Origin of the sequence: Devosia marina, from assembly GCF_009758415.1 — a bacterium.
Taxonomy (GTDB): domain Bacteria; phylum Pseudomonadota; class Alphaproteobacteria; order Rhizobiales; family Devosiaceae; genus Devosia; species Devosia marina.
In genome coordinates, this window is sequence record NZ_WQRF01000002.1 from 63,938 (window position 1) to 84,603 (window position 20,666).

A 20,666-nucleotide genomic window follows, 5' to 3' on the forward strand; every position below is an offset into this window, starting at 1 on the left:
TCTCAGTCGACCACAAAGATTGCGTCGACCTCCACGGAGGCTCCCTGGGGCAATTGCGCCACCCCGACAGCCGTGCGCGCATGGGCGCCGATCTCAGGCCCGAACACAGCGTGGAAGAGATCCGATGCACCGTTGATCACCTGCGGAACCTGCAGAAAATCGGGGGCGCAGTGGACGAAGCCTCCGACGCGGAGGCAGGAGCGCACCCGGTCGAGATCACCATTGAGCGCCTCGCGCAACGCTGCCAGCAGGTTCAGGCCGCAAATGCGTGCCCCGTCGCGTGCGGTATCGAAGTCCACGGCATCACCCACCTTACCCTTATAGACGACGCTGCCATTCCACTCACACACCTGGCCGGCCAGGTAGATGACATCACCATGCCGCTGCCAGGGCACGAAATTGGCAATGGGGCGTGGAACATTGGGAAGTTCTATGGCGAGACTCCGCAATTGATCTTCGGCAGTATTGGAAACGACGATGGTCATTTGCCGGCATATCCTTCGGCGTCGAGCGCCTGCAAATAGGTGATGGAGCGCGCAACGAAGCCAAAGAGGAGTTTGACGTTGTAGAGCACGCTCTGCACGCAATAGTCGGGAGAGGTGGTGGCGGCGCAATCTTCGAGAAGGATGACGTCGTAACCGAGGAAAGTCGCGTCCTCGAGCGTGGTCATGACGCACTGGTCGAGATTGACCCCGCAGACCAGAAGGGTTGTGACGCCGAGATTGCGCAGAACGGCATCGGTCTCGCAGTCCCAGAATGCGCTGAAGCGATGCTTGGTGATCTGATAGTCGCCGGTGCCGGGGTTGATCTCGTCAACCACTTGCGCGCCCCAGCTCCCCGCTGCAATCACCTCTGACCGCGTGCCGGGCACCGGCTGACCGAGATTGGTCTCATTGCCCCGCGGATTGTGCGCGTGCTGCAAGGACGGCGCGATATTGAGCAGGTCCTTGCGCACGCCCCAATTGACCCAGACGACCGGGATGCCGGTAGCGCGACTTGCCGCGATCGCTCTGCCAAGCGGCTCGATCGGCTTCCGGTTCGGGGTGATGTCGATGCCCCTCGAATGCAGCCAGCCGCCTTCGGTACAGAAATCATTCTGCATGTCGACGATCAGCAGCGCCGTCTTGTTGGCATCGATCGTTACCGTCTGCGGTTCCGCATCGAGAAAGAGCGGACGAAGCGGACGGGCAGGTCGGCTCATGTCGACATGGTCATGACTGACCTGCCAGCCGCGGCTGGCATCGTGTCCCATCAGGATCTTTGGCTGTCCACCAGGTTTGGGTGCCACGCTCATGGTCATCTCCTTGAAAGAGTGGGCGGGACCGAAGCCCCGCCCCAGCCAGGTCAGTTGGTCGAGCCGATCACGCCCTGAACCAGGAAGTCCATGCTTTCGATGGCGGTCATGTCGAGGGCCGAGCCGGAAGCCACAGCTTCCGAACCATCCTGTTTGACGATGGGGCCGCTCCAGATGTCGAAGCTTCCGCCGACGATCTCGTCCTTCTTGGCGAGCACCGCTGCCTGCACCTCTGCAGGCACGGCATCGCCAAAGGGATCAAGCACGGCTGCCCCGCCGGCCAGATCGCTGCGCAGATGCGAGGGGGTCCATGTGCCGGCATGAATTTCGGTGACCAGCTGTTCCATCATCGGTCCCCAGTTCCAGGATACGCCGGTCAGCCAGGCGGCCGGCGCGCGATCCATCACATTGACGTCCTTGCCAATGATGTGGATGCCGCGTTTTTCTGCAGTCTGGGCGATGGTGATAGGGCTGTCCACCTGCTCGGCAATGACGTCGATCCCTTCATCGGCAAAGGCATTGACCGCATCGGCTTCCTTTTGCGGTTCCCACCAGCCACCAGTCCAGACAACTGTGACCGTTGCGTCAGGGTTGACCGATTGAGCGCCCAAGGTGAAGGCGTTGATGGAGCGGAACAGCTGCGGGATCTGGAAAGCGCCGATGAAGCCCAGCTTGCCCGTCTCCGACTTTTCGCCTGCGGCAACGCCGGCCAGATACATGCCGTCGTCGCTGTCAGCCCAATAGGTGCCGACATTGTCGGAGGTCTTGAGACCACCGGCATGCAGGAACTTTACGTCGGGGTACTTCTCGCCCAGCGAGATGGCATAGTCGAGATAGCCATAGCTGGTGGCGAAGATGATGGAGTGGCCAGAATTGATCAGGCGTTCCATCACCTGTTCGACTTCGGCTGATTCAGGAATGTTCTCGATGGCCGTGGTTTCAATGCCATCGAGCTTCTCCTCCAGGTAGAGGCGACCGAGATCCATGGACATGTTGTAGCCGTAGTCGGCGGCCGGGCCGACATAGATGAAGCCGATCTTGTTGTCGTCTGCCGCAGCGGGAAGAGCGATCAGCGCCGTAGCGGCCAGCGCCGCGCCAAGCAGGTGTTTGAGCGTCATGGTTGGGTCCTTGCACCGAATTAGTAATCGCATGCTTACTAAAGCAATCGGCGTGCCAATCCTGTCCACACGGTTCGCCCAGCGAAACGCATTTAGTAAAAAATCATATACTTAAAAGACTTGCGAGGTTGGCCACTTAACGTCGCGAACCCGCCCACGAAGCCGGTGGGCCGCCGAGCTGATGCCGTGAAACAGACCACTGCTCAGGCAACAGGCGGACGCTGCCCAAATAATCATCACATTCGTCAGCGCGATGGTGGGGGCGCCAGGAATGCGGCCAGCATAGTGCGCGCCAGGACGCTGTGTTCCTCGTGCCATACGGGCGTAAGCAATGCATCGTTCCAGATCGCCGAGAGTGTGTAGGCGTTGGACTTATGGAAATAGGAGAGCGCGACCATCATTACATAGAGGTGCAGCGCATCGATCCCGGCCCGCACAACGCCCTTCGCCTCTCCACGCCGCAAAAGCGTATCGATATGCTCCACCACAGGGGAGGCAACCGTTGGGGTGGCCACCGACGTTCTGAGATAGCTGCCCTCGAGCAGGTTTTCCGCCGAGAGCAGACGGATCAATTCGGGATGCTTGGCAAAGTGCCCAAAGATGAAGTCGAACATGGTCAGCAGACCGTCCATAGGCTCTGCAGCAGAGACATCGAGCTTGAGCTCTTCGGTCCGCAACTCCCCTAGAACATGCTCGAGAACGGCCACGTAAAGGCCGGCCTTGTCCACGTAGTAATGGTAGACCATGCGAGCATTGACGTCTGCATCCTTGCAGATGCTCTCGATGCGTGCGCCCGAAAATCCATTCCTGGCGAACTGGGCGATGGCGGCCTTCAGAATCCGGTCGCGGGTTTCCGCGATATTAGCCTGCCGGGGACCAGGTGGCGGCCCGATCCGCTTCTTCGCTGCCCGCATTCGTGCCTCCATGCTGGACGCTTGACTAACCCCGCAGAAAAAAGACTGCAAGTTGCGGACACCAACCGGCGTCCAATGCGCGGGATTCCCGCCCAGGATTGCGACATCACCGGCAAGTTTCACGGCAGCTTTCGGGTGTTTGCAAGGCCGGCTCGAACGACTGATTTGGGGCGCGTTGCTGCTCGGCGGCTTTTCAATTCTCTTCAAGTACGCGCCTTGGGTCGTATCGGTCCAAAATCGACCAAAGCGCTCACCGATTTACGCGCCACTCACGCAGCTCTTGTGTCCATTGCCCCATAGGCCCGGAGACGCAGGTGTGAACTTGCGTTGGAAGCAATAGCCGTTTGAGCCACACTATACGTAGTGACGAGCCATCCTATGGCTCTGCCTACAACGGCGTATGCGGGTCGATAGCGAATCGCAAAGCACTACTTGCGAATGATTTGCAATTGCATTATCTGTGAAGCCGTTCACATCTGGAGTTGCCAATGCGCCGCCTGCTGTCTGCCCTGTTTCTCGCCGCCCCACTGGCCATGACCTTGCCTGCCCTGAGCCTGCCCGCCATGGCGCAGGAGCGGCTCAAGGCCGTGACGACCTTTACCATTTTGGCCGACATGGCCCAGAACGTGGCCGGGGACGCAGCCGATGTGGTCTCGATCACCAAGCCGGGCGCCGAAATCCATAACTACCAGCCGACGCCAGGCGATCTGCTGGGTGCGCAGGACGCTGATTTGGTGCTCTGGAACGGCCTCAACCTCGAGCAGTGGTTCGCCCAGTTTCTCGACAATCTGCCCGATGTGCCCAGCGTCGTGCTGACCGAAGGCATCGAGCCAATTGGCATTGGCGAAGGGCCATACGAGGGCAAGCCCAATCCACATGCCTGGATGTCGCCGACAGATGCCCTGGTCTATGTCGAGAACATTCGCGCCGCCTTCGTTGAGGCCGATCCGGCCAATGCCGAGATCTACAATGCCAACGCCGAAGCCTATGCAGCCGAAATCACTGCGACGGTGGAGCCGATCCGCCAGGCGCTGTCGGCCATTCCAGAGGAAGACCGGTGGCTGGTGACCTCTGAAGGCGCCTTTTCCTACCTGGCGCGTGATTTCGGCTTGAAGGAACTCTATCTCTGGCCAATGAACGCCGATCAGCAGGGAACGCCAAAACAGGTGCGCAACGTTATTGATGCAGTGCGCGAAAACGATATCCCGGTAGTCTTTTCGGAGAGCACCATTTCGTCCAAGCCAGCCGAGCAGGTGGCGCGCGAGACTGGCGTCAAATATGGCGGCGTGCTCTATGTTGACTCGCTCTCGGAAGCGGACGGGCCGGTTCCCACCTATCTCGATCTGCTTAAAGTGACCACGCAAACCATTGCCGCAGGATTGACCCCGTGAAAGACAATGCAGGCCCCGGCATTGCAATCAACGACATCACCGTTGCCTATCGCAACGGCACGACGGCCCTGAGGCATGCCAGCTTCACCAGCCCGCGCGGTTCGATTACTGCGCTGGTTGGCGTCAACGGCGCGGGCAAGTCGACCATCTTCAAGGCCATCATGGGCTTTGTTACCGTAGTGAGCGGCTCCATCTCCATCCTCGGGCAGGAAGGCCGGCAAGCCCAGCGCCAGAACAAGGTGGCCTATGTGCCGCAGTCCGAGGATGTGGACTGGAACTTTCCGGTGCTGGTGGAAGACGTGGTGATGATGGGCCGGTTCGGCCACATGAACATGCTGCGCATGCCGCGCGCCAGCGACCGAGAAAAAGTCGCCGCCGCGCTCGGCCGGGTCAACATGACCCAATATGCCAAGCGCCAGATCGGCGAATTGTCCGGTGGGCAGAAAAAGCGCGTCTTCCTTGCCCGCGCGCTGGCGCAGGAAGGCGAGGTGATCCTGCTCGACGAGCCCTTTACCGGGGTCGACGTCAAGACAGAGGAGGCGATCATCGCCCTGCTGCGTGATCTACGCGACGAGGGCAAGGTGATCCTGGTCTCCACCCACAATCTTGGCTCGGTACCCGAATTCTGCGACCGCACCGTGATGGTCAAGGGTACGGTGCTGGCCTATGGGCCGACATCGGAAGTTTTTACCCGCGACAAGCTCGAAGAAGCCTTTGGCGGCGTGTTGCGCCATTTCGTGCTCTCCGGCCAGGGTCTGCACGCCGATGACGATCCGCGCCACCTTTCAGTGCTGACCGATGATGAACGACCGCTGGTTTTCTACGGCGAAAAGGGCAAGGAAGAACACCAGCAGTCGAGCGGCGAGAAATGATCGAGACGCTGCTCGAGCCATTTTCCTATAGCTACATGGTCAATGCCATGTGGGTGTCAGCGCTGGTCGGCGGCGTCTGCGCCTTCCTGTCGGCATATCTCATGCTCAAGGGCTGGTCGCTGATCGGCGACGCACTTTCGCACTCCATCGTGCCCGGTGTGGCCGGAGCCTACATGCTGGGCCTGCCCTTTTCGCTCGGAGCCTTTCTCTCGGGCGGCCTTGCCGCAGGCGCCATGCTGTTTCTTTCCCAGCGCACCAAATTGCGTGAGGACGCCGTCATCGGGTTGATCTTTACCGGCTTTTTTGGCCTGGGCCTGTTCATGGTCTCGGTCTCGCCCACCTCGGTGGACGTGCAATCGATCGTCCTGGGCAATATCCTAGCCATCACGCCGCAAGACACGCTGCAATTGGTGCTGATTTCGGTGGTGACACTGGCCGTGATGCTAGTGATCTGGAAGGATCTGATGGTCACCTTTTTCGATGAGAGCCATGCCCGCTCCATTGGCCTGCGGACCACCCGGCTCAAGGCAATCTTCTTCACCCTATTGAGCGCGGCCACGGTCGCCGCCATGCAGACGGTCGGGGCGTTTCTGGTCATCGCCATGGTGGTCACGCCAGGTGCCACGGCCTATCTGCTGTCGGACCGTTTTCCGCGCCTCATCCTGATTGCGATTGCCGTGGGCGTGCTCTCCTCGTCCATCGGGGCCTATCTGAGCTATTTCCTCGACGGCGCCACCGGCGGCATTATCGTCGTGTTGCAGACCCTGGTGTTCCTCACCGCCTTCATATTTGCGCCCAAGCACGGCTGGCTGGCGGCGCGCCGGCGCCTGGCGCAGGAGGCAAACTGATGGCCTGGTATGAAATGGCGCTCTGGCCGTTCCAATTGCCCTTCATGGTGCAGGCCATGGTGATCGCCGTTCTGGTGGCGGTGCCCACGGCCCTGCTCTCTTGCTTTCTGGTGCTCAAGGGCTGGTCGCTGATGGGCGACGCGATTGCCCATGCCGTGCTGCCCGGCGTCGTACTGGCCTATATGGTGGGCCTGCCGATCGGCATCGGCGCCTTTATCGCAGGCATGGTCTGTGCGCTCTCCGTCGGTTTTCTCAAGGAGCATAGCCGGATCAAGGAGGATACGGTGATGGGCGTGGTGTTTGCCGGTCTGTTTGGCCTGGGCATCGTGCTCTACACCGCTATCACCACCGACGTGCATCTCGACCATATCCTGTTTGGCAATATGCTGGGGGCGAACGGGGCCGACATTCTGCTGGCTATCGTTATCGCCCTGGCGGTGGTGCTGGTGGTCGGCGCCAAGTGGCGCGATCTGATGCTGTTCATCTTCGATGCGCAGCAGGCCGGCGCCATCGGGCTCAATACGCGCCTGCTCCATTATGGCCTCCTGGCCATGATCTCGCTGACCATTGTGGGCGCCCTGCAAGCGGTGGGAATGATCCTGGTCATTGCCCTGCTTATTGCCCCGGGCGCCATTGCCTTCCTCATCACCCGCCGCTTCGGTATGATGTTGCTGGTGGCGATGGGCGTGTCGGTCGGCTGCAGCCTCTTGGGCGTCTATTTGAGCTTCTTTCTCGACAGCGCCCCGGCGCCGACCATCGTCCTGTTGATGAGCGCATGCTTCATCCTGGCCTTCATCGCAACGCAAAGGCGCCGGGTGGCTGCGGTCTAGGACGCGCACTCCGCAGGCGCGCCAATACTTTCCGCGGTTAAGCAGGCCAGTACACAATGCCTGCAGCTCCCTCGCAAGGGGCACACTGCTGCGCGCGGATCAGTACCCGTCGGCATTATCGCCCACCAGGATTTCGCGCTTGCCGGCGTGGTTGGCCGGGGAAATGACGCCCTCGTTTTCCATGCGCTCGATCAGCGTGGCGGCCTTGTTGTAGCCGATCGCCAGGCGCCGCTGGATATAGGAGGTGGAGGCTTTCTTGTCGGTCATCACGATATGGACGGCCTTGTCATAGAGCTCGTCGCCCGAGCCGGGATAGCTCTCGTCGCTGGTGCCGCCACCTTCGCCAAAGCCGCCCTCGTCTTCCTCGGTGATATTGTCGAGATAGTCCGGCGTGCCCTGGCTCTTGAGATGAGCGACGACCGATTCCACCTCATTGTCCGAGACAAAGGCACCATGCAGGCGCTTGGTGCGGCCGCCCGAAGCCATGTAGAGCATGTCGCCATTGCCCAGAAGCTGTTCGGCGCCCTGCTCGCCCAGAATGGTGCGACTGTCGATCTTGGACGTCACCATGAAGGAGATGCGCGTCGGGAAATTGGCCTTGATCGTGCCGGTGATGACGTCCACGGACGGGCGCTGGGTGGCCGTGACCATGTGAATGCCGGCAGCACGCGCCATCTGCGCCAGGCGCTGGATGGCGCCTTCGATATCCTTGCCCGCAACCATCATCAGGTCGGCCATTTCGTCGACGATGATGACGATATAGGGCAAGGGCTCGAGATCGAATTCTTCGCTTTCGAAGATTGCCTCGCCGGTTTCACGGTCAAAGCCGGTCTGCACCGTGCGGGTGATCGTGCGGCCTTCCTTGTTGGCCTCGGTGACCCGCTGGTTGAAACCATCGATGTTGCGCACACCGATCTTGCTCATCTTGCGGTAGCGGTCTTCCATCTCGCGCACCGCCCATTTGAGCGCCACGACCGCCTTTTGCGGATCGGTGACCACCGGGGTCAGCAGATGCGGGATGCCGTCATAGATCGAAAGCTCGAGCATCTTCGGGTCGATCATGATCATGCGGCACTGCTCGGGCGTCATCTGATAGAGCAGCGAGAGAATGAAGGTGTTGATGCCCACCGACTTGCCCGAACCGGTGGTGCCGGCGATGAGCAGGTGCGGCATGCGCGCCAGATCGGCAATGACGGGTTCGCCGCCAATGGTCTTGCCCAGGCAGATCGGCAGTTTGCCCTTCATCTTCTCGAAGTCGGACGAAGCCAACATCTCGCGGAAATAAACGGTCTCGCGGGTCTGGTTGGGCAGCTCGATACCAATGGCGTTGCGGCCGGGAACCACGGCGACACGGGCCGAGATGGCGCTCATCGAGCGGGCGATATCGTCGGCCAGCGAAATGACGCGGCTCGACTTGATACCAGGAGCCGGCTCCAGCTCGAACAGGGTCACCACCGGGCCGGGGCGGACATTGATGATGTCGCCCTTGACGCCGAAATCGGCCAAGACGGCTTCAAGTTGACGGGCCATTTCCTCGAGCCGCTCGGGGGCATGCTCTGGCATCGGGCCGCCGCGCTTGGGTTCAGCCAGCAGGCTGAGTTCGGGCAGCTCGAACCCGCAAGGCTCGTCAAGCAGCGAACCCTGGGCCTCGCGGAAGACACGCTGGCCCTGCGCCGGGCGCGGCGCGGGTGCGGTGACGCGTGGGGCGGCCGGATCGGCGGGATGGAAGCGCGAATCACCACGCTGGGTGCGCGCCGGCATGGGCGCATCGGGGACGAAAGGAATATCGTCTTCTTCCGGCTCATCGGGATAGTCGATGGCAGTATCGTCATAGTCCGATTGCGCCAGAACGCGCGCCGTGGGTTCAAAGCTTGGCTCGACATGCTGGACCGGGGAATGAATGCGACGCTGCGGCGCGGCAGCAACCGGTCCGCGATCGGCATGGACCTGAGGCTCGGGTGCGTGCATGGGCGGCTCGGTGGCATGTTCGAAATCGGCACTGTCCTGGGCGGCACGGCGCGCCGCGTGTGCCGCCTTGGCGCGGCGGAAAGCGGTGCGCAGGGAATAGCCCATATGCACAACCGCACCCATGGCCACTTCGACAATCGGGTTGGGCTCGCGTTCGTCTTCCTCGGCGGCCTGCCGCGCCGAGGGCTTTGCGGGCTTGGCCGGAATGGACGTACCCAGACCCATGGCGATCCAGAACAGGGCCAGGGCCGGTGCGCTAAGGATGATGGCAAACAGGGTCGAGGTGAGCGGCTGCGGGTCGCCGCCAGCAATCAGACCGGCCAGATTGGTGAACAGCATGCCGGCAAGGCCGCCTAGCCCGGTCGGCAGGGGCCACGTGTCGGGCATGGCCACGAAAGCGAAGACCCCCGCGAACAACAGGACCGCGCCGAGCCAGGCGCCAAGGCGCAGCCCTGCACGGGTGACCACATGGCGGCGCGCCATGGCCCAGCCCCAAAGTGCCAGGGGGACCACCATGACCAGACCCGCAAGCCCAAGGAACTGGAACACCAGATCGGCGATGACGGCGCCGGGATAGCCAAGCCAGTTGGCCGGCGCCTTGGCAGTCGCCAGCGACAACGACGGATCGTCGACCGACCAGGAGGCGAGCGCTGCCAGTACGATAGCGCACAGCCCCAACACGATCAGGCCGGCGATCCGCAAGGGAATGCGAATGGCAATGGCCGGCGGCGGCATCGGTGCCTTGGCCGAGCGGCCCGGATTACGGGCAGCGCGGGCAGGCAGGCTGCGGACTTCGTCGAGGGTCGGAATGGGATGGCTGGGCATGAAACGCATTACTCACTGTCGGCCCGCAAACCATCGAAGTGGGCCGTAATGGCGTCATGCTATCCGGGTGTGGTTAATCGCGTGCTAACCATCGCCCAATGGGCAAAAGGAACGGACGGCACCGAAGCGCCGCCCGCCAGAACCGACCTAGTTGTAGGCCCGCTCGCCATGGGTCGAGAGATCGAGGCCATCGCTTTCGGCCTGTTCAGACACCTTGGCGCCACCGAACAGCGCCTTGACGATGAGCATGGCAATCAGCGCCACCACACCGGACCAGACCACCGCCACGATGACGCTGGTGAGCTGCACCATGAACTGGCCGCCCATGTCGTAGCCCTCGAGCGGATAGCCGCCGAAGGAGGGATTGGCGACGATGGCGGTACCCAGGGCACCGACAATGCCGCCAACGCCGTGAATGCCAAAGACATCGAGGCTGTCGTCATATTTAAGCATGGGCTTGAGATTGACCACGGCCCACAAGCAGACCAGACCTGCCACGCCGCCGAGCACGATGGCACCACCGACGCCGGAGAAGCCAGCGGCCGGGGTGATCGCGACAAGACCCGCCACAGCACCCGACACCGCGCCCAGGGCCGACGCATGGCCGCGGGTGATCCGCTCGCCCACGGCCCAGGCCAGGGCACCGGCGGCCGGAGCCAGAACGGTGTTGATCAGGGCCACTGCGGTCAACGCATTGGCTTCCAGATTCGAGCCGGCATTGAAACCGAACCAGCCGAACCAGAGCAGGCCCGTGCCAATATAGGTCATGACCAGATTGTGGGGGGGAATGGGTTCCTTGAGATAGCCCTTACGCGCACCCAGCATCAGGGCTGCGACCAGAGCCGCCACACCTGAATTGATATGCACCACGGTGCCGCCGGCAAAGTCATAGGCGCCCATGTTGAACAGCAGACCCGGACCGGACCAGACCATGTGCGCCATGGGCACATAGGAGAAGGTGAACCAGATGGCGAGGAACGCCATCAGCGCGCCGAATTTCATCCGTTCAGCAATGCCGCCCACGATCAAGGTCGAAGTGATGCAGGCAAAGGTGAGCTGGAACGCCACAAAGACCATTTCGGGCAGTTCGTAACCGGCCGTAAATGTCTCCGCGGTGGATTCAAGCGTCACGCCGGAGAGGAAGAATTTGGAGAAATCGCCGAAAAAGGCAGACAGCCCGCCTTCGGTGGGACCGGCAAAGGCCAGCGAATAGCCATAGGCCACCCAGAGAATGGCGATCATGGAAAAGCCCATGAACACCTGGGTCAAGACGCTCAGGATGTTCTTGGCGCGTACCAGGCCACCATAGAACAGGGCCAGGCCCGGCACGGTCATGACGATCACGACCATGGTCGAGACCAGCATCCATGCCACGTCACCCTTGTCGACTACCGCGGCGGCGGTTTCTGCTGCGGCGTCCTGCGCGGCAGCCGGCAGAGCCATGAGGAGGGAGGCCAAAGTTGCGCCCCCCAGAACTTTGGACAGATTCATTGCGTTTTGTCTCCGGGTTGGGAAGCGGCTTAAAGCGCGGAAGCGCCGGTCTCGCCGGTACGGATTCGAGTCACGGCCAAGAGGTCGAGTACGAAGATCTTGCCATCGCCGATGCGACCGGTCTTGGCCGCCTCGCGGATCGCGATAGCGACCTGATCGGCCAGGTCGTCATCGACCGCGATTTCGAGCTTGAGCTTGGGCAGGAAGTGCACGGCATATTCGGTGCCGCGATAAATCTCGGAATGCCCCTTCTGCCGGCCATAGCCCTTGACCTCGGTGACGGTCACGCCGTGCACGTCGAGCGATGTGAGCGCCTGCCGGACCTCTTCGAGGCGGGACGGCTTGATGATGGCAACCACCAGTTTCATGTGACCCCCTTTGGCGCCGCGACGGCGCGTGCTGGAACGTCACAGAAGAGTCAAACCCCGTGCCAAATGAACCGGCAGCGATTTTACTTTTTATTACAGTCTCTTATGAAGCACGGACGCAAAGGGCCCTGGAAATGAGCAATCATTTGCCCAATTTCCATGCAGAAAATTTTCGTTATGCTTATTTTTCAGGCATCTTGCCAGGGGTGTGCAGTCCGCGCGTTTTGCGAGTGGGAAGCCTCTGTGGCGGGCCAAGAGGGACGCGGGCTGCACGCCGCTGGCAAGCGGCGGGTGGCCGGACCCAAGAGGCCCGGCCACCCAGAATTAAGAGTTACTTGAACTCGGGATAGGCTTCGACGCCCACTTCGGCCTTGTCGAGACCCAGATCTTCGTCCTCGGCGGTCGGGCGCAGGCCCATGATCGACTTGAGGATGAACCAGACCACGAAGCTCACCACGAAGACGAAGATGCCAACGATGATGATCGAGATCAGCTGACCACCCAGGGTCGCATCGGGGTTAGTGAAGACCACGGCGATCGTGCCCCAGATACCGGCCAGCAGGTGAACCGGAATGGCGCCGACCACGTCGTCGAGCTTGAGGCGATCAAGCAGCGGGACGGAGAACACCACGATCAGGCCGCCAACGGCACCGATCAGCGATGCTGTACCCAGACCCGGGGTCAGCGGCTCAGCGGTGATAGCCACAAGACCGGCCAGCGCACCGTTGAGTACGAAGGTCAGGTCGACCTTCTTGTAGATGATGGCGGTCGCGATCAGGGCGGCAAGCGCACCGCCGACGGCACCGGCATTGGTGTTGGCCATGATGCGACCGACATCGGCCACGTCGCCCACCGAGCCCATGGCGAGCTGGGACGCACCGTTAAAGCCGTACCAACCCATCCACAGGATGAAAACGCCGAGCGTGGCCAGCGGCATGGAGGAGCCGGGCATGGCGTTGACCGAACCATCTGCATTGTACTTGCCGCGACGGGCGCCGAGCAGGATGACGCCGGCCAGAGCGGCCCAGCCGCCCACAGAGTGCACAACGGTGGAACCGGCGAAGTCGAGGAAACCGAACTGGCTGTCGAGGAAACCGCCGCCCCACTTCCAGGATGCCTGGATGGGGTAGATCAGCGCAGTCAGGACCGCGGTGAAGATCAGGAAGGGCAGCAACTTGATGCGTTCAGCCAGCGTGCCCGAAACGATCGAGGCCGTGGTGGCGCAGAACATCACCTGGAAGAAGAAGTCCGAGCTGGTGGCTGCATAGGAGAAGTCGTCCGCGCCATCGGCGGTGATACCCACGGCTTCGAGGATCGCGATGCCGAAGGCACCCAGATAGCCGCCAGTCTCATCCGAGCCCATGGCCCAATTGCCCAGCGGATACATCAGATTGTAGCCGATGACGTAGTACATCAAGCACGCCACGGCAAAGAGCGAGACGTTCTTCAAGAGCTGCATGGATACGTTCTTGGTGCGGACCATGCCCGCTTCGACCATGGCGAAGCCTGCGGCCATCCAGAACACCAGGATACCGCCCAGGATCATCAGGAACGAGTTGAGAATGAACACCACGTCGGCGGAAACGCCTTCGCTCAGTGTTGCGGCAGCTTCTTCGGCGGGGGCCGCGTCCTGGCCAAGGGCAGGAAGCGACAGCAGCAGCGAGGCCAGCGCCACGCCACCCGCGATCTTTAGGGGAGTCTTGAACCCTGTCATTGTCTTTTTTCTCCTTGAATCGGTGGCGTCAAAGCGCGGAAGCGCCGGTTTCACCGGTGCGAATGCGGGTGACGGCGAGAAGATCGAGGATGAAGATCTTGCCATCGCCGATACGGCCGGTCTGGGCAGCATCGCGGATGGCCGCGCTCACCGCGTCGGCAATGCCGTCATCGACGGCAATCTCGACCTTGAGCTTGGGCAGGAAGTGCACGGCATATTCGGTGCCGCGATAGATTTCGGAATGACCCTTCTGGCGGCCATAGCCCTTCACCTCGGTCACGGTCATGCCGTGGACATCGAGTGAGTTGAGCGCCTGGCGCACCTCCTCGAGCCTTGATGGTTTGATGATTGCAACCACCAGTTTCATGCTTGCCCCCTTTCTGCCTTGGGTGTTCGATGCCCAACAGGACTCAAGACCCGTGCCAGATTGCACTGCCTCATTTTTAATTGTTTATTTCCAATAACTTGCTTGAGAACCCCGAGCCCATCCGGCTTTCTGGCGATGGCAAGGCAAGCACCACTTGCCTATAATTGTTGCACTAAATTTCCATAAACCGTCAACTGCTCATCTTTTGGGCATTTCAGCCGCGGCAACGATGCGCTTGCCTCACAAGCGGTCAGGACGGACAATGCCGGGCAAGGAGATCAGCATGTCCAAACACAGCGCCGAGCGGCATGACGTCATCATTGTGGGGGGTGGTCCGGTGGGCCTGACCATGGCGCTGGCCCTGGTTCGATCGGCGCCGGGCGTTCGGGTGGCGCTGGTCGACCGGCGGCCGCTTTCCGTGCCGCGGGACAACCGCGCCTCGGCCATTGCTGCCGGCGTGCGCCGGGTGTTCGAGGCGCTGGGCGTCTGGGATGAGATGGAGAGCCAGTCCCAGCCTGTTGCGAGCATGCATATCACCGATTCGGGGACCGGCGATTTGGCGCGCCCGTTGTTCCTGCGGTTCGATGGCGATGTGGTACCTGGCGAAGCCTTTGCCCATATGGTGCCCAATCAGGCCAGCGGCGCAGCACTGCTTGGTGCAGTCCAAGACGATATCACGGTGATCGCGCCGGCCGATATCAGCGATTGGAGTGCCGAGGGCGCATTTGGGGGCCTGACACTGGGCGATGGCAGGGTGCTTGCGGCGCCGCTGATCATTGCGGCGGACGGGGCTCAGTCCAATTTGCGGCAACGCGCCGGTATCGACACCATCGGGCACGATTATGGGCAGATGGGCCTGGTCGCCACGATTGGCCATGAACTGCCCCATGATGGCGTTGCCTATGAGCATTTCCGGCCGGCAGGGCCTTTTGCCAGCCTGCCTTTGCCCGGCAATCGATCCTCGCTGGTCTGGACCGAGACGGCTCAGACCGCGCCGCGCTTGCTGGCGATGTCCCCCGAAGACCTGGCAGTGGAAATCGAGGCCGTGATGGGCTCGACGCTGGGCCAGGTCACCCTGGAAGACAAGCTGATGGGCTTCCCATTGCACCTGCAATTGGCCAGGAGCTTTGTCGGGCCAAGGCTGGCGCTGATTGGCGATGCCGCCCATGTGGTGCATCCGATTGCCGGTCAGGGGCTCAATCTGGGCCTCAAGGACGTGGCCGCCCTGGCGGAGGTGATCGTGGATGCGCTGCGGCTGGGCCTTGACCATGGGGCGCCGGACGTTCTGGAGCGCTATCAGGCCTGGCGCCGGCTGGATACGGCCTCCATGGCGGTGGTGACCGATGGGATGAACCGGCTTTTTTCCAATGACCTTGCCCCGGTTCGAGCCCTGCGCGACTTTGGGCTGGGACTGGTCGATCGCGCCGGGCCGGTGAAATCGGCACTCATCCGGGCCGCCTCCGGAATCGGTGGAGGCGCGCCGAAACTTCTCAGTGGGCTGCCAATCTGACGCCCAGCATAGCCCACCCAGTGTGCGCGTGGACAAGCTCGCCTATTTCGAGTGACGCTGGATTTCCTCCGGCTCAACAGAGCGGGCCTCCTCAAGGCTCAAGAGCGGCACGCCCTTGCGGATGGGAAAGGCCAGCCGGGCGGCGACCGAGATCAGTTCAGACTTGTCGTCCGACAGGGTCAGCCGCGTCTTGGTGAGCGGACAGACCAGCATTTCGAGCGTAGGAACGTCGAGCACATGGCGCGGATCGAGCGGTTCATTGCCCATCAGTTGAGCGGCGCGGCGCCGTCCGAGCCGCCCCGCGCCATTTCATATTCGGTCATGGCGATCAGCGTTTCGGCGCGCTCTTCCAGCGTCCTGGCTTCGAGCAGGACCTGCTTTTCCGCCGCGCCGTAGGGCGAGACCATGCAGCAGAAATTGACGAGGTCCGCTGTACCGGTGGATTCGATCTCTTCCCAGTTGAGCTCGAAATTGGCGTATTCGGCATAGTCGCGCATCATCTTGACGAAGCGGGTGCGATCGACCGCCTCTTCGCCGTGATTGCGGGCAAAATCGGCCTCATAGCCCTCCGCAGAAATCACGCCCTGTCGATACGGGGTGAGCACGGTCAATTCATGCACCAGACGGAAACGGGTCACCCCTTCCAGGATGATGAAATAGCGGCCATCGCCGCTTTCCTCGAAATGCGTCAGGCGGCCCAGGCACCCCACCGATTGCAGTGGGGCGTGCCCCTTGGGGCTCTCCTCGCTGGTGTCCTCGGGCTGGATCAGGCCGATCAACCGGTCGCCCCGCAGGGCCGCATCCACCATCTCGATATAGCGCGGCTCGAAAATGTTGAGCGGACGATGCGAAAAGGGCAGCAACAGCGCCCCGCTGAGCGGAAACACCGGTACAGACTTGGGCAGGTCGGCCGGGCTGGTCGGTCGTTTGGGCATCAAATTTCCTGTTACGAGAAGAGCACGGTCGAGAGCATACGACGGCCCTTGAGCGTAGCTGGATCCTTGGGCCCCCAGGCTTCAAACAATTCGAGCAGCTTCTTGCGCGCCGCATCCTCGTTCCAGCTACGGTCGCGCTTGAAGCTGGCCACCAGCGCTTCAGCCGCCTCAAGCCGCTTGCCCTCGGCATTGAGCACGACGGCCAGATCAAGACGGGCCTGGTGATCGTCCGGATTGGCGGCGATGGCCGCTTCAAGCGTCGCGGCTTCGGACAGACCCGCCGCCTCCTCCTTGAGGCGGATGGCGTGCATGTGTGCGCCATAGGCATCGCCGGTCCGCTTGTCTTCGGGCACCATCTCCAGCGTGGCCTTGGCCTGGTCGATCTCACCGGCACCAATATAGACCCCGGCGAGGCCAATCAGCGCATCGGCATTGTCGGGCGCGTGCTGCAACACCATGGCGAAAATCTGTGCCGCCTGATTCACATCGCCTGCCGCAATCGCTCCTTGAGCCACTTCGAGGGCCTGGGAAATCTGGGCTTCGAGCGAATCGCCACCACCGGTGGGCTGGCCCGCACCGGCAGGGGCGGCGGCAATCAGCTTTTCGGCAAAGCGGCGCACTTCGCCCTCGGGCATGGCGCCCATGAACCCGTCGACCGGGCGTCCGCCGGAAAAGGCGAACACAGCCGGGATCGACTGGACCCCGAGCTGGCCGGCGATCTGGGGGTGCTCGTCGATATTGATCTTGACCAGCTTGATCTGCCCGGCCTTTTCGGTAACGACCTTCTCGATGGCCGGTCCGAGCTGGCGGCAGGGGCCGCACCAGGGGGCCCAGAAATCGACCAGAACCGGCACATCGAGGGAAGCATCGATGACATCGGCCTTGAAGCCGGCATCGGAGCCATCCCGGATGAGATCGGCGGGGACCGGGGCGGCGCCGGGGGCGCCATCAAAAGACAGGGTCATAATATTTCCACTCTTGGACTGGCAGGAAACGCAGCGTTTGCGGTCTTTTTGCGCCCGCAGACACCATGCTGGCAACCCCCGATTCCCACAGCATTTCGCAAAGATGACATAAAGGCAAAAAACCGGGTTGCAATCGGATCGGCGATTGGGCATATAGGCCCGCGTCGCCGCACTGCCAAGTGCAGCGGTCTGGAGTGCGGGTGTAGCTCAGGGGTAGAGCATAACCTTGCCAAGGTTAGGGTCGTGGGTTCGAATCCCATCGCCCGCTCCAATTTCCCGATTACCGGGACACGACAAAAGGCCGGACGCAAGTCCGGCCTTTGTTGTTTTGGGGCTGGCTGGATTGGGCCTTTGCACATGTGATCCGTCAGAGGCGACAGGCGCGTCACCCGGCATTTGAGCCTTGTGCGGCTCGACCGGAGCCACCCATCCGCATCGCGGATAAAATCTCTCCACCGGGGAAATCTGCCCTTCGGGCATGGCTCGAAGCCGCCCGGCCCTTCGGCTTGCGGATACACGGTAACGAACGGCCAGTGGCCCGGAAAGATGAACGTTCAAGGGCAAGAGCCACTGGCCGTTCGTCACGGAAACACGGATTTTCCACGGGTCCGGATTCAGGCGGCTGCCGCCACTCAAGCATAGCTTTCGTGGCCTTCTTGTTTCAAATCTCTCCACCGGAGAGATTTGTCCGGCAAGTGCCGGATCAACAGCGAAGTATTGCAGGTCCGGCTGCCGAGCTTCTACCCGCGTAAAGAGGCGCCCCTCTTCCCGGCCTCCCCGCCCGGCCCTGCTTCGGGGCCGCGTGTGTGGCGGGGATGGGGGGAGTATGGGGGAAGATTTTGGGGCGGGGATATCTTTTGCTCGGGGGCAGGTACCGACTCCATCCTAGCCATTGGCGACCGACATGGTCGATGTCCTCTTCTCGCTTTTTGTCGACGTTGGTCTAACAGTACGCTGGTTGTTGTAGTGACGTCGAAAATGGCTGACCCCAGAGCGGTTCGATGAACTGGTGGCGGTGTGAGGGGGCTCCCCCCCCCCCCCCTCACAGTTCTTCTAGGCGACCTGGCGGCCAGTGCGCCCCGCGGCGATGACTCCCATGAGCAATGCGGGATTCTTCACACCAATCTGCACCACTTCGTGGCTCTCCAGATCCATGATCATCACCATGTCACGGCCGTCGACGTAAATGCTGGACTGGAACTTGACAGCGTCCAGCAGTTCGAAAACGGTGTTGGGGTGCTGGAAAAGAAAACTGGCCGTGCTCTCATCCCAGCGGTTGGGAGCGATCTCCGCAATTGCGTCGTTCAGCGACTGCCAGCGAGCGTCATAGTAAGCGTCAAAATCCAGTCGAAACTGGAGCAGTTTTGTCGAACCCATCTTTGGGCCTTTCTGGCGTATTGCCATTGGCCCCAATGCACGCTAAACCCAAATTGCACAGAGGGAGTGCGCTCTTCTTTCGAAACGCAAGGATTGCGCCCGAATCATTGGGGGTGACCGTCAAGGTCATCCCCATTTTTATTGCGATTCATCTTCTGACTGAACGGAAAATAGTTTTCCACAGCCTGAATAGTCGACTGGCGGCGTAAACTGTCGAAAATAGTCTGCGGAAACAGATACTTACGAGGCGATCGCGGAGGGGCTGGTCTTGCCTCGCGGGCGAGCCCAGCTGGCGCCTCACTTCGCTGGGCGTCCGGTCTGCAACGAATTTCCCCACAGCCGGAATGGTGCCGAACAGTGCGGCAGCTGCCCGAGGGTGTGGCGGCGTTGCAAACGTGCTGGCGTTACCGCATGGCCATGCCCCTGGACGATGGAGAGGTCGGGTCGGGCAACACAGGCCAGACCTGCACAGCGTTTACCGCCGGCTCAGCAGGTTGATCTCGGATTCGGGCACCCGACCCTCGGTGTGCTCCATCGATTTGGATTCACTCGACAAGTCGCCCTCCTCGGCTGTCGCGTCGCTGCTCTCTTCATGGGGAGGCTGCGCAGGCCGGTCAGCCGAGGTTTCCAAGGTCTGGCGGGGAGCGGCATCCATCTGCACGATAGGCACGCCCTTGGGGAACACCACTTCGCGGGCAGGATCAGGCATTTCGATGCCGCCCTGGAGCAGAGCGTTCTTGGTTTGGCGCAGCAGCGCCGAATTGATTTTGGCCGGCGAGTACGAGACGCTGTCGAACCAGTAGAAAATGCGAAGATTGATCGTGGCGTCACCCAATTGATCGACCAGAACCAGCGGCTCTGGCTGGCCGAGAACCGCGGGGTGCTTGTTGAGCACCTCGCCGATCAACCGTTGTGCCAACGAAACCGAGGAATCGTAGCCGATCCCCACCATGAACTCGGCCCGGCGGCTGGGGATGGAGCTGTAATTCTTGATCGTGCTCTTGAACACGGTGGCATTCGGGATCTGTACATGGTTGCCGTCCAGCGTCAGCAGCACCGTGCTGCGTGTGTTCAGATTCTGCACGATCCCGGTGTGTCCGGCCACCTCGATCAGATCCCCGCCGGCAAATGGGTTGCGGATGCTCAATAGCAGGCTGGCGAGAAAGTTCTCGGCAATATCGCGAAACGCGAAGCCGATAATGATGCCGATCAGGCCGGTACCGCCCAGGACCGTGAGCGCCAATTGGGTCAGCCCGGCCACGCGGAGCACGAAATAGATGCCCAGTAGGAAGACCGGGATGGAGATGGCTCGGGCGACCACGCTGAGCAGAAGCGGTGATTCAATCCGGCCCGTCAGCACATGTCTGGCGACCCGTAGAACCAGTATGGAGATCAACCAGGCAACAGCAATGACGAGTGCGGCCAGAACCGCCAGCGGCCAGGCCTGTAGTGCCTGCTGTGCCAGACCTGCACTCTCGGCCCAGGCACGCCCGAAGGTTGAGCCGACGTCAGCATCGACGGCAATGCGGTTGACGACCGCAACCACACCCTGGGTCTTCTCCGCGAGATTTCCGGCCCAATTGCGGCGGAGCTGGCTATCGGTCGTGCCATCGAGAAAGGCGACGCCGTTGGTAACGGTGACTTGAGGCCCCTCGTACCATTCCGTGGCTCTCAGGATGTCGCGCAACCGAGTGGCAATTTGATCGTCAGAAGCCTCGGGGACGACCTCCACCTGCTGCGTCAGTGGCGCTTCTTCGATGCCGGCCGGTTCGGTGGGCTCCAGGAGCTCAGCCATGCTGGCAGAAGAAAAGAACAGCAGGAACGCCGCCGCGATCAGGCAGCAAATCCATTGCGCTGCCGCTTTTGTCCATCGTGCCAC

General features: G+C 61.6%; 19 protein-coding genes and 1 tRNA gene. 6 read left to right on the forward strand and 14 right to left on the reverse strand.

The window, feature by feature from the left end:
- Positions 1 to 2 precede the first annotated feature (2 nt).
- The 4 genes from GO014_RS08020 to GO014_RS08035 form a co-directional block, all read right to left on the reverse strand.
- Positions 3 to 485, reverse strand: coding sequence for a RidA family protein (locus GO014_RS08020; protein ID WP_157289902.1), 483 nt, complete (start codon positions 483 to 485; stop codon positions 3 to 5).
- Positions 482 to 1,294, reverse strand: a complete 813-nt coding sequence (locus GO014_RS08025; RefSeq protein ID WP_246204525.1) for a cysteine hydrolase family protein — start codon at positions 1,292 to 1,294, stop codon at positions 482 to 484. Before GO014_RS08025 ends, GO014_RS08020 begins: the two co-directional genes overlap by 4 nt.
- Positions 1,295 to 1,344: 50 nt before the next feature.
- Entirely contained in the window at positions 1,345 to 2,412 is a 1,068-nt protein-coding gene (locus tag GO014_RS08030; protein WP_157289903.1) for a BMP family ABC transporter substrate-binding protein, read from the reverse strand.
- A gap of 245 nt (positions 2,413 to 2,657) precedes the next feature.
- Positions 2,658 to 3,326 (reverse strand): TetR/AcrR family transcriptional regulator, encoded by a 669-nt coding sequence (locus GO014_RS08035; RefSeq protein WP_157289904.1) that lies wholly within the window; start codon positions 3,324 to 3,326, stop codon positions 2,658 to 2,660.
- Between the two features lie 488 nt (positions 3,327 to 3,814).
- Between GO014_RS08035 and GO014_RS08040 the strand changes: the two genes are divergently transcribed.
- The 4 genes from GO014_RS08040 to GO014_RS08055 are packed head-to-tail and all read left to right on the forward strand — an operon-like array spanning position 3,815 to position 7,267.
- On the forward strand, positions 3,815 to 4,717 hold the full coding sequence (locus GO014_RS08040; RefSeq protein WP_157289905.1) for a metal ABC transporter substrate-binding protein: 903 nt from the start codon (positions 3,815 to 3,817) through the stop codon (positions 4,715 to 4,717).
- Positions 4,705 to 5,589: a manganese/iron ABC transporter ATP-binding protein gene (locus tag GO014_RS08045; protein WP_343030909.1), complete on the forward strand. Its 885-nt coding sequence runs from the start codon at positions 4,705 to 4,707 to the stop codon at positions 5,587 to 5,589. The genes GO014_RS08040 and GO014_RS08045 overlap by 13 nt, the downstream gene beginning before the upstream one ends.
- Positions 5,586 to 6,437, forward strand: coding sequence for a metal ABC transporter permease (locus tag GO014_RS08050; protein WP_157289906.1), 852 nt, complete (start codon positions 5,586 to 5,588; stop codon positions 6,435 to 6,437). Before GO014_RS08045 ends, GO014_RS08050 begins: the two co-directional genes overlap by 4 nt.
- Entirely contained in the window at positions 6,437 to 7,267 is an 831-nt protein-coding gene (locus tag GO014_RS08055; RefSeq protein WP_210252431.1) for a metal ABC transporter permease, read from the forward strand. Before GO014_RS08050 ends, GO014_RS08055 begins: the two co-directional genes overlap by 1 nt.
- Positions 7,268 to 7,366: 99 nt before the next feature.
- On the opposite strand, the gene GO014_RS08060 is transcribed toward GO014_RS08055, so the two are convergent.
- The 5 genes from GO014_RS08060 to GO014_RS08080 all read right to left on the reverse strand — a co-directional run bounded on the left by GO014_RS08060 (position 7,367) and on the right by GO014_RS08080 (position 14,000).
- Positions 7,367 to 10,060 (reverse strand): DNA translocase FtsK, encoded by a 2,694-nt coding sequence (locus tag GO014_RS08060; RefSeq protein WP_425482066.1) that lies wholly within the window; start codon positions 10,058 to 10,060, stop codon positions 7,367 to 7,369.
- A gap of 147 nt (positions 10,061 to 10,207) precedes the next feature.
- Entirely contained in the window at positions 10,208 to 11,551 is a 1,344-nt protein-coding gene (locus GO014_RS08065) for an ammonium transporter (protein WP_157289907.1), read from the reverse strand.
- A 29-nt stretch (positions 11,552 to 11,580) separates the two neighbouring features.
- The gene (locus GO014_RS08070; RefSeq protein ID WP_116587788.1) at positions 11,581 to 11,919 is read right to left on the reverse strand and encodes a P-II family nitrogen regulator; all 339 of its coding nucleotides are present in this window, start codon (positions 11,917 to 11,919) and stop codon (positions 11,581 to 11,583) included.
- A gap of 331 nt (positions 11,920 to 12,250) precedes the next feature.
- Positions 12,251 to 13,633 (reverse strand): ammonium transporter family protein, encoded by a 1,383-nt coding sequence (locus GO014_RS08075; RefSeq protein ID WP_157289908.1) that lies wholly within the window; start codon positions 13,631 to 13,633, stop codon positions 12,251 to 12,253.
- A 28-nt stretch (positions 13,634 to 13,661) separates the two neighbouring features.
- The gene (locus tag GO014_RS08080) at positions 13,662 to 14,000 is read right to left on the reverse strand and encodes a P-II family nitrogen regulator (RefSeq protein ID WP_104892533.1); all 339 of its coding nucleotides are present in this window, start codon (positions 13,998 to 14,000) and stop codon (positions 13,662 to 13,664) included.
- A 283-nt stretch (positions 14,001 to 14,283) separates the two neighbouring features.
- Between GO014_RS08080 and GO014_RS08085 the strand changes: the two genes are divergently transcribed.
- Entirely contained in the window at positions 14,284 to 15,510 is a 1,227-nt protein-coding gene (locus tag GO014_RS08085; protein ID WP_157289909.1) for an FAD-dependent monooxygenase, read from the forward strand.
- Positions 15,511 to 15,552: 42 nt separating this feature from the next.
- On the opposite strand, the gene GO014_RS08090 is transcribed toward GO014_RS08085, so the two are convergent.
- Genes GO014_RS08090 through GO014_RS08100 form a run of 3 tightly spaced genes read right to left on the reverse strand, consistent with a single transcriptional unit; the run spans position 15,553 to position 17,410 of the window.
- Positions 15,553 to 15,777 (reverse strand): Trm112 family protein, encoded by a 225-nt coding sequence (locus GO014_RS08090; RefSeq protein WP_157289910.1) that lies wholly within the window; start codon positions 15,775 to 15,777, stop codon positions 15,553 to 15,555.
- Positions 15,777 to 16,445 (reverse strand): LON peptidase substrate-binding domain-containing protein, encoded by a 669-nt coding sequence (locus GO014_RS08095; RefSeq protein WP_116587786.1) that lies wholly within the window; start codon positions 16,443 to 16,445, stop codon positions 15,777 to 15,779. The genes GO014_RS08090 and GO014_RS08095 overlap by 1 nt, the downstream gene beginning before the upstream one ends.
- Before the next feature lie 11 nt (positions 16,446 to 16,456).
- Positions 16,457 to 17,410 carry a thioredoxin family protein gene (locus tag GO014_RS08100; protein ID WP_157289911.1) on the reverse strand — a complete coding sequence of 318 codons (954 nt, stop codon included), beginning with the start codon at positions 17,408 to 17,410 and terminating at the stop codon, positions 16,457 to 16,459.
- A 196-nt stretch (positions 17,411 to 17,606) separates the two neighbouring features.
- Between GO014_RS08100 and GO014_RS08105 the strand changes: the two genes are divergently transcribed.
- A tRNA-Gly gene (locus GO014_RS08105) sits at positions 17,607 to 17,681 on the forward strand.
- A 782-nt stretch (positions 17,682 to 18,463) separates the two neighbouring features.
- Here the strand turns inward: GO014_RS08105 and GO014_RS08110 are convergent.
- Together GO014_RS08110 and GO014_RS08115 are read right to left on the reverse strand one after the other, a co-directional pair.
- Positions 18,464 to 18,814: a hypothetical protein gene (locus GO014_RS08110; RefSeq protein WP_157289912.1), complete on the reverse strand. Its 351-nt coding sequence runs from the start codon at positions 18,812 to 18,814 to the stop codon at positions 18,464 to 18,466.
- Positions 18,815 to 19,262: 448 nt separating this feature from the next.
- The gene (locus GO014_RS08115) at positions 19,263 to 20,666 is read right to left on the reverse strand and encodes a mechanosensitive ion channel domain-containing protein (RefSeq protein ID WP_343030861.1); all 1,404 of its coding nucleotides are present in this window, start codon (positions 20,664 to 20,666) and stop codon (positions 19,263 to 19,265) included.

What these genes read in the sequence shown, in the direction of transcription:
- GO014_RS08020 (WP_157289902.1), bottom strand. Translation starts at nt 485, where the DNA reads ATGACCATCGTCGTTTCCAATACTGCCGAAGATCAATTGCGGAGTCTC.
- GO014_RS08025 (WP_246204525.1), bottom strand. Translation starts at nt 1,294, where the DNA reads ATGAGCGTGGCACCCAAACCTGGTGGACAGCCAAAGATCCTGATGGGA.
- GO014_RS08030 (WP_157289903.1), bottom strand. Translation starts at nt 2,412, where the DNA reads ATGACGCTCAAACACCTGCTTGGCGCGGCGCTGGCCGCTACGGCGCTG.
- GO014_RS08035 (WP_157289904.1), bottom strand. Translation starts at nt 3,326, where the DNA reads ATGCGGGCAGCGAAGAAGCGGATCGGGCCGCCACCTGGTCCCCGGCAG.
- GO014_RS08040 (WP_157289905.1), top strand. Translation starts at nt 3,815, where the DNA reads ATGCGCCGCCTGCTGTCTGCCCTGTTTCTCGCCGCCCCACTGGCCATG.
- GO014_RS08050 (WP_157289906.1), top strand. Translation starts at nt 5,586, where the DNA reads ATGATCGAGACGCTGCTCGAGCCATTTTCCTATAGCTACATGGTCAAT.
- GO014_RS08055 (WP_210252431.1), top strand. Translation starts at nt 6,437, where the DNA reads ATGGCCTGGTATGAAATGGCGCTCTGGCCGTTCCAATTGCCCTTCATG.
- GO014_RS08060 (WP_425482066.1), bottom strand. Translation starts at nt 10,060, where the DNA reads ATGCCCAGCCATCCCATTCCGACCCTCGACGAAGTCCGCAGCCTGCCT.
- GO014_RS08065 (WP_157289907.1), bottom strand. Translation starts at nt 11,551, where the DNA reads ATGAATCTGTCCAAAGTTCTGGGGGGCGCAACTTTGGCCTCCCTCCTC.
- GO014_RS08070 (WP_116587788.1), bottom strand. Translation starts at nt 11,919, where the DNA reads ATGAAACTGGTGGTTGCCATCATCAAGCCGTCCCGCCTCGAAGAGGTC.
- GO014_RS08075 (WP_157289908.1), bottom strand. Translation starts at nt 13,633, where the DNA reads ATGACAGGGTTCAAGACTCCCCTAAAGATCGCGGGTGGCGTGGCGCTG.
- GO014_RS08080 (WP_104892533.1), bottom strand. Translation starts at nt 14,000, where the DNA reads ATGAAACTGGTGGTTGCAATCATCAAACCATCAAGGCTCGAGGAGGTG.
- GO014_RS08085 (WP_157289909.1), top strand. Translation starts at nt 14,284, where the DNA reads ATGTCCAAACACAGCGCCGAGCGGCATGACGTCATCATTGTGGGGGGT.
- GO014_RS08090 (WP_157289910.1), bottom strand. Translation starts at nt 15,777, where the DNA reads ATGGGCAATGAACCGCTCGATCCGCGCCATGTGCTCGACGTTCCTACG.
- GO014_RS08095 (WP_116587786.1), bottom strand. Translation starts at nt 16,445, where the DNA reads ATGCCCAAACGACCGACCAGCCCGGCCGACCTGCCCAAGTCTGTACCG.
- GO014_RS08100 (WP_157289911.1), bottom strand. Translation starts at nt 17,410, where the DNA reads ATGACCCTGTCTTTTGATGGCGCCCCCGGCGCCGCCCCGGTCCCCGCC.
- GO014_RS08110 (WP_157289912.1), bottom strand. Translation starts at nt 18,814, where the DNA reads ATGGCAATACGCCAGAAAGGCCCAAAGATGGGTTCGACAAAACTGCTC.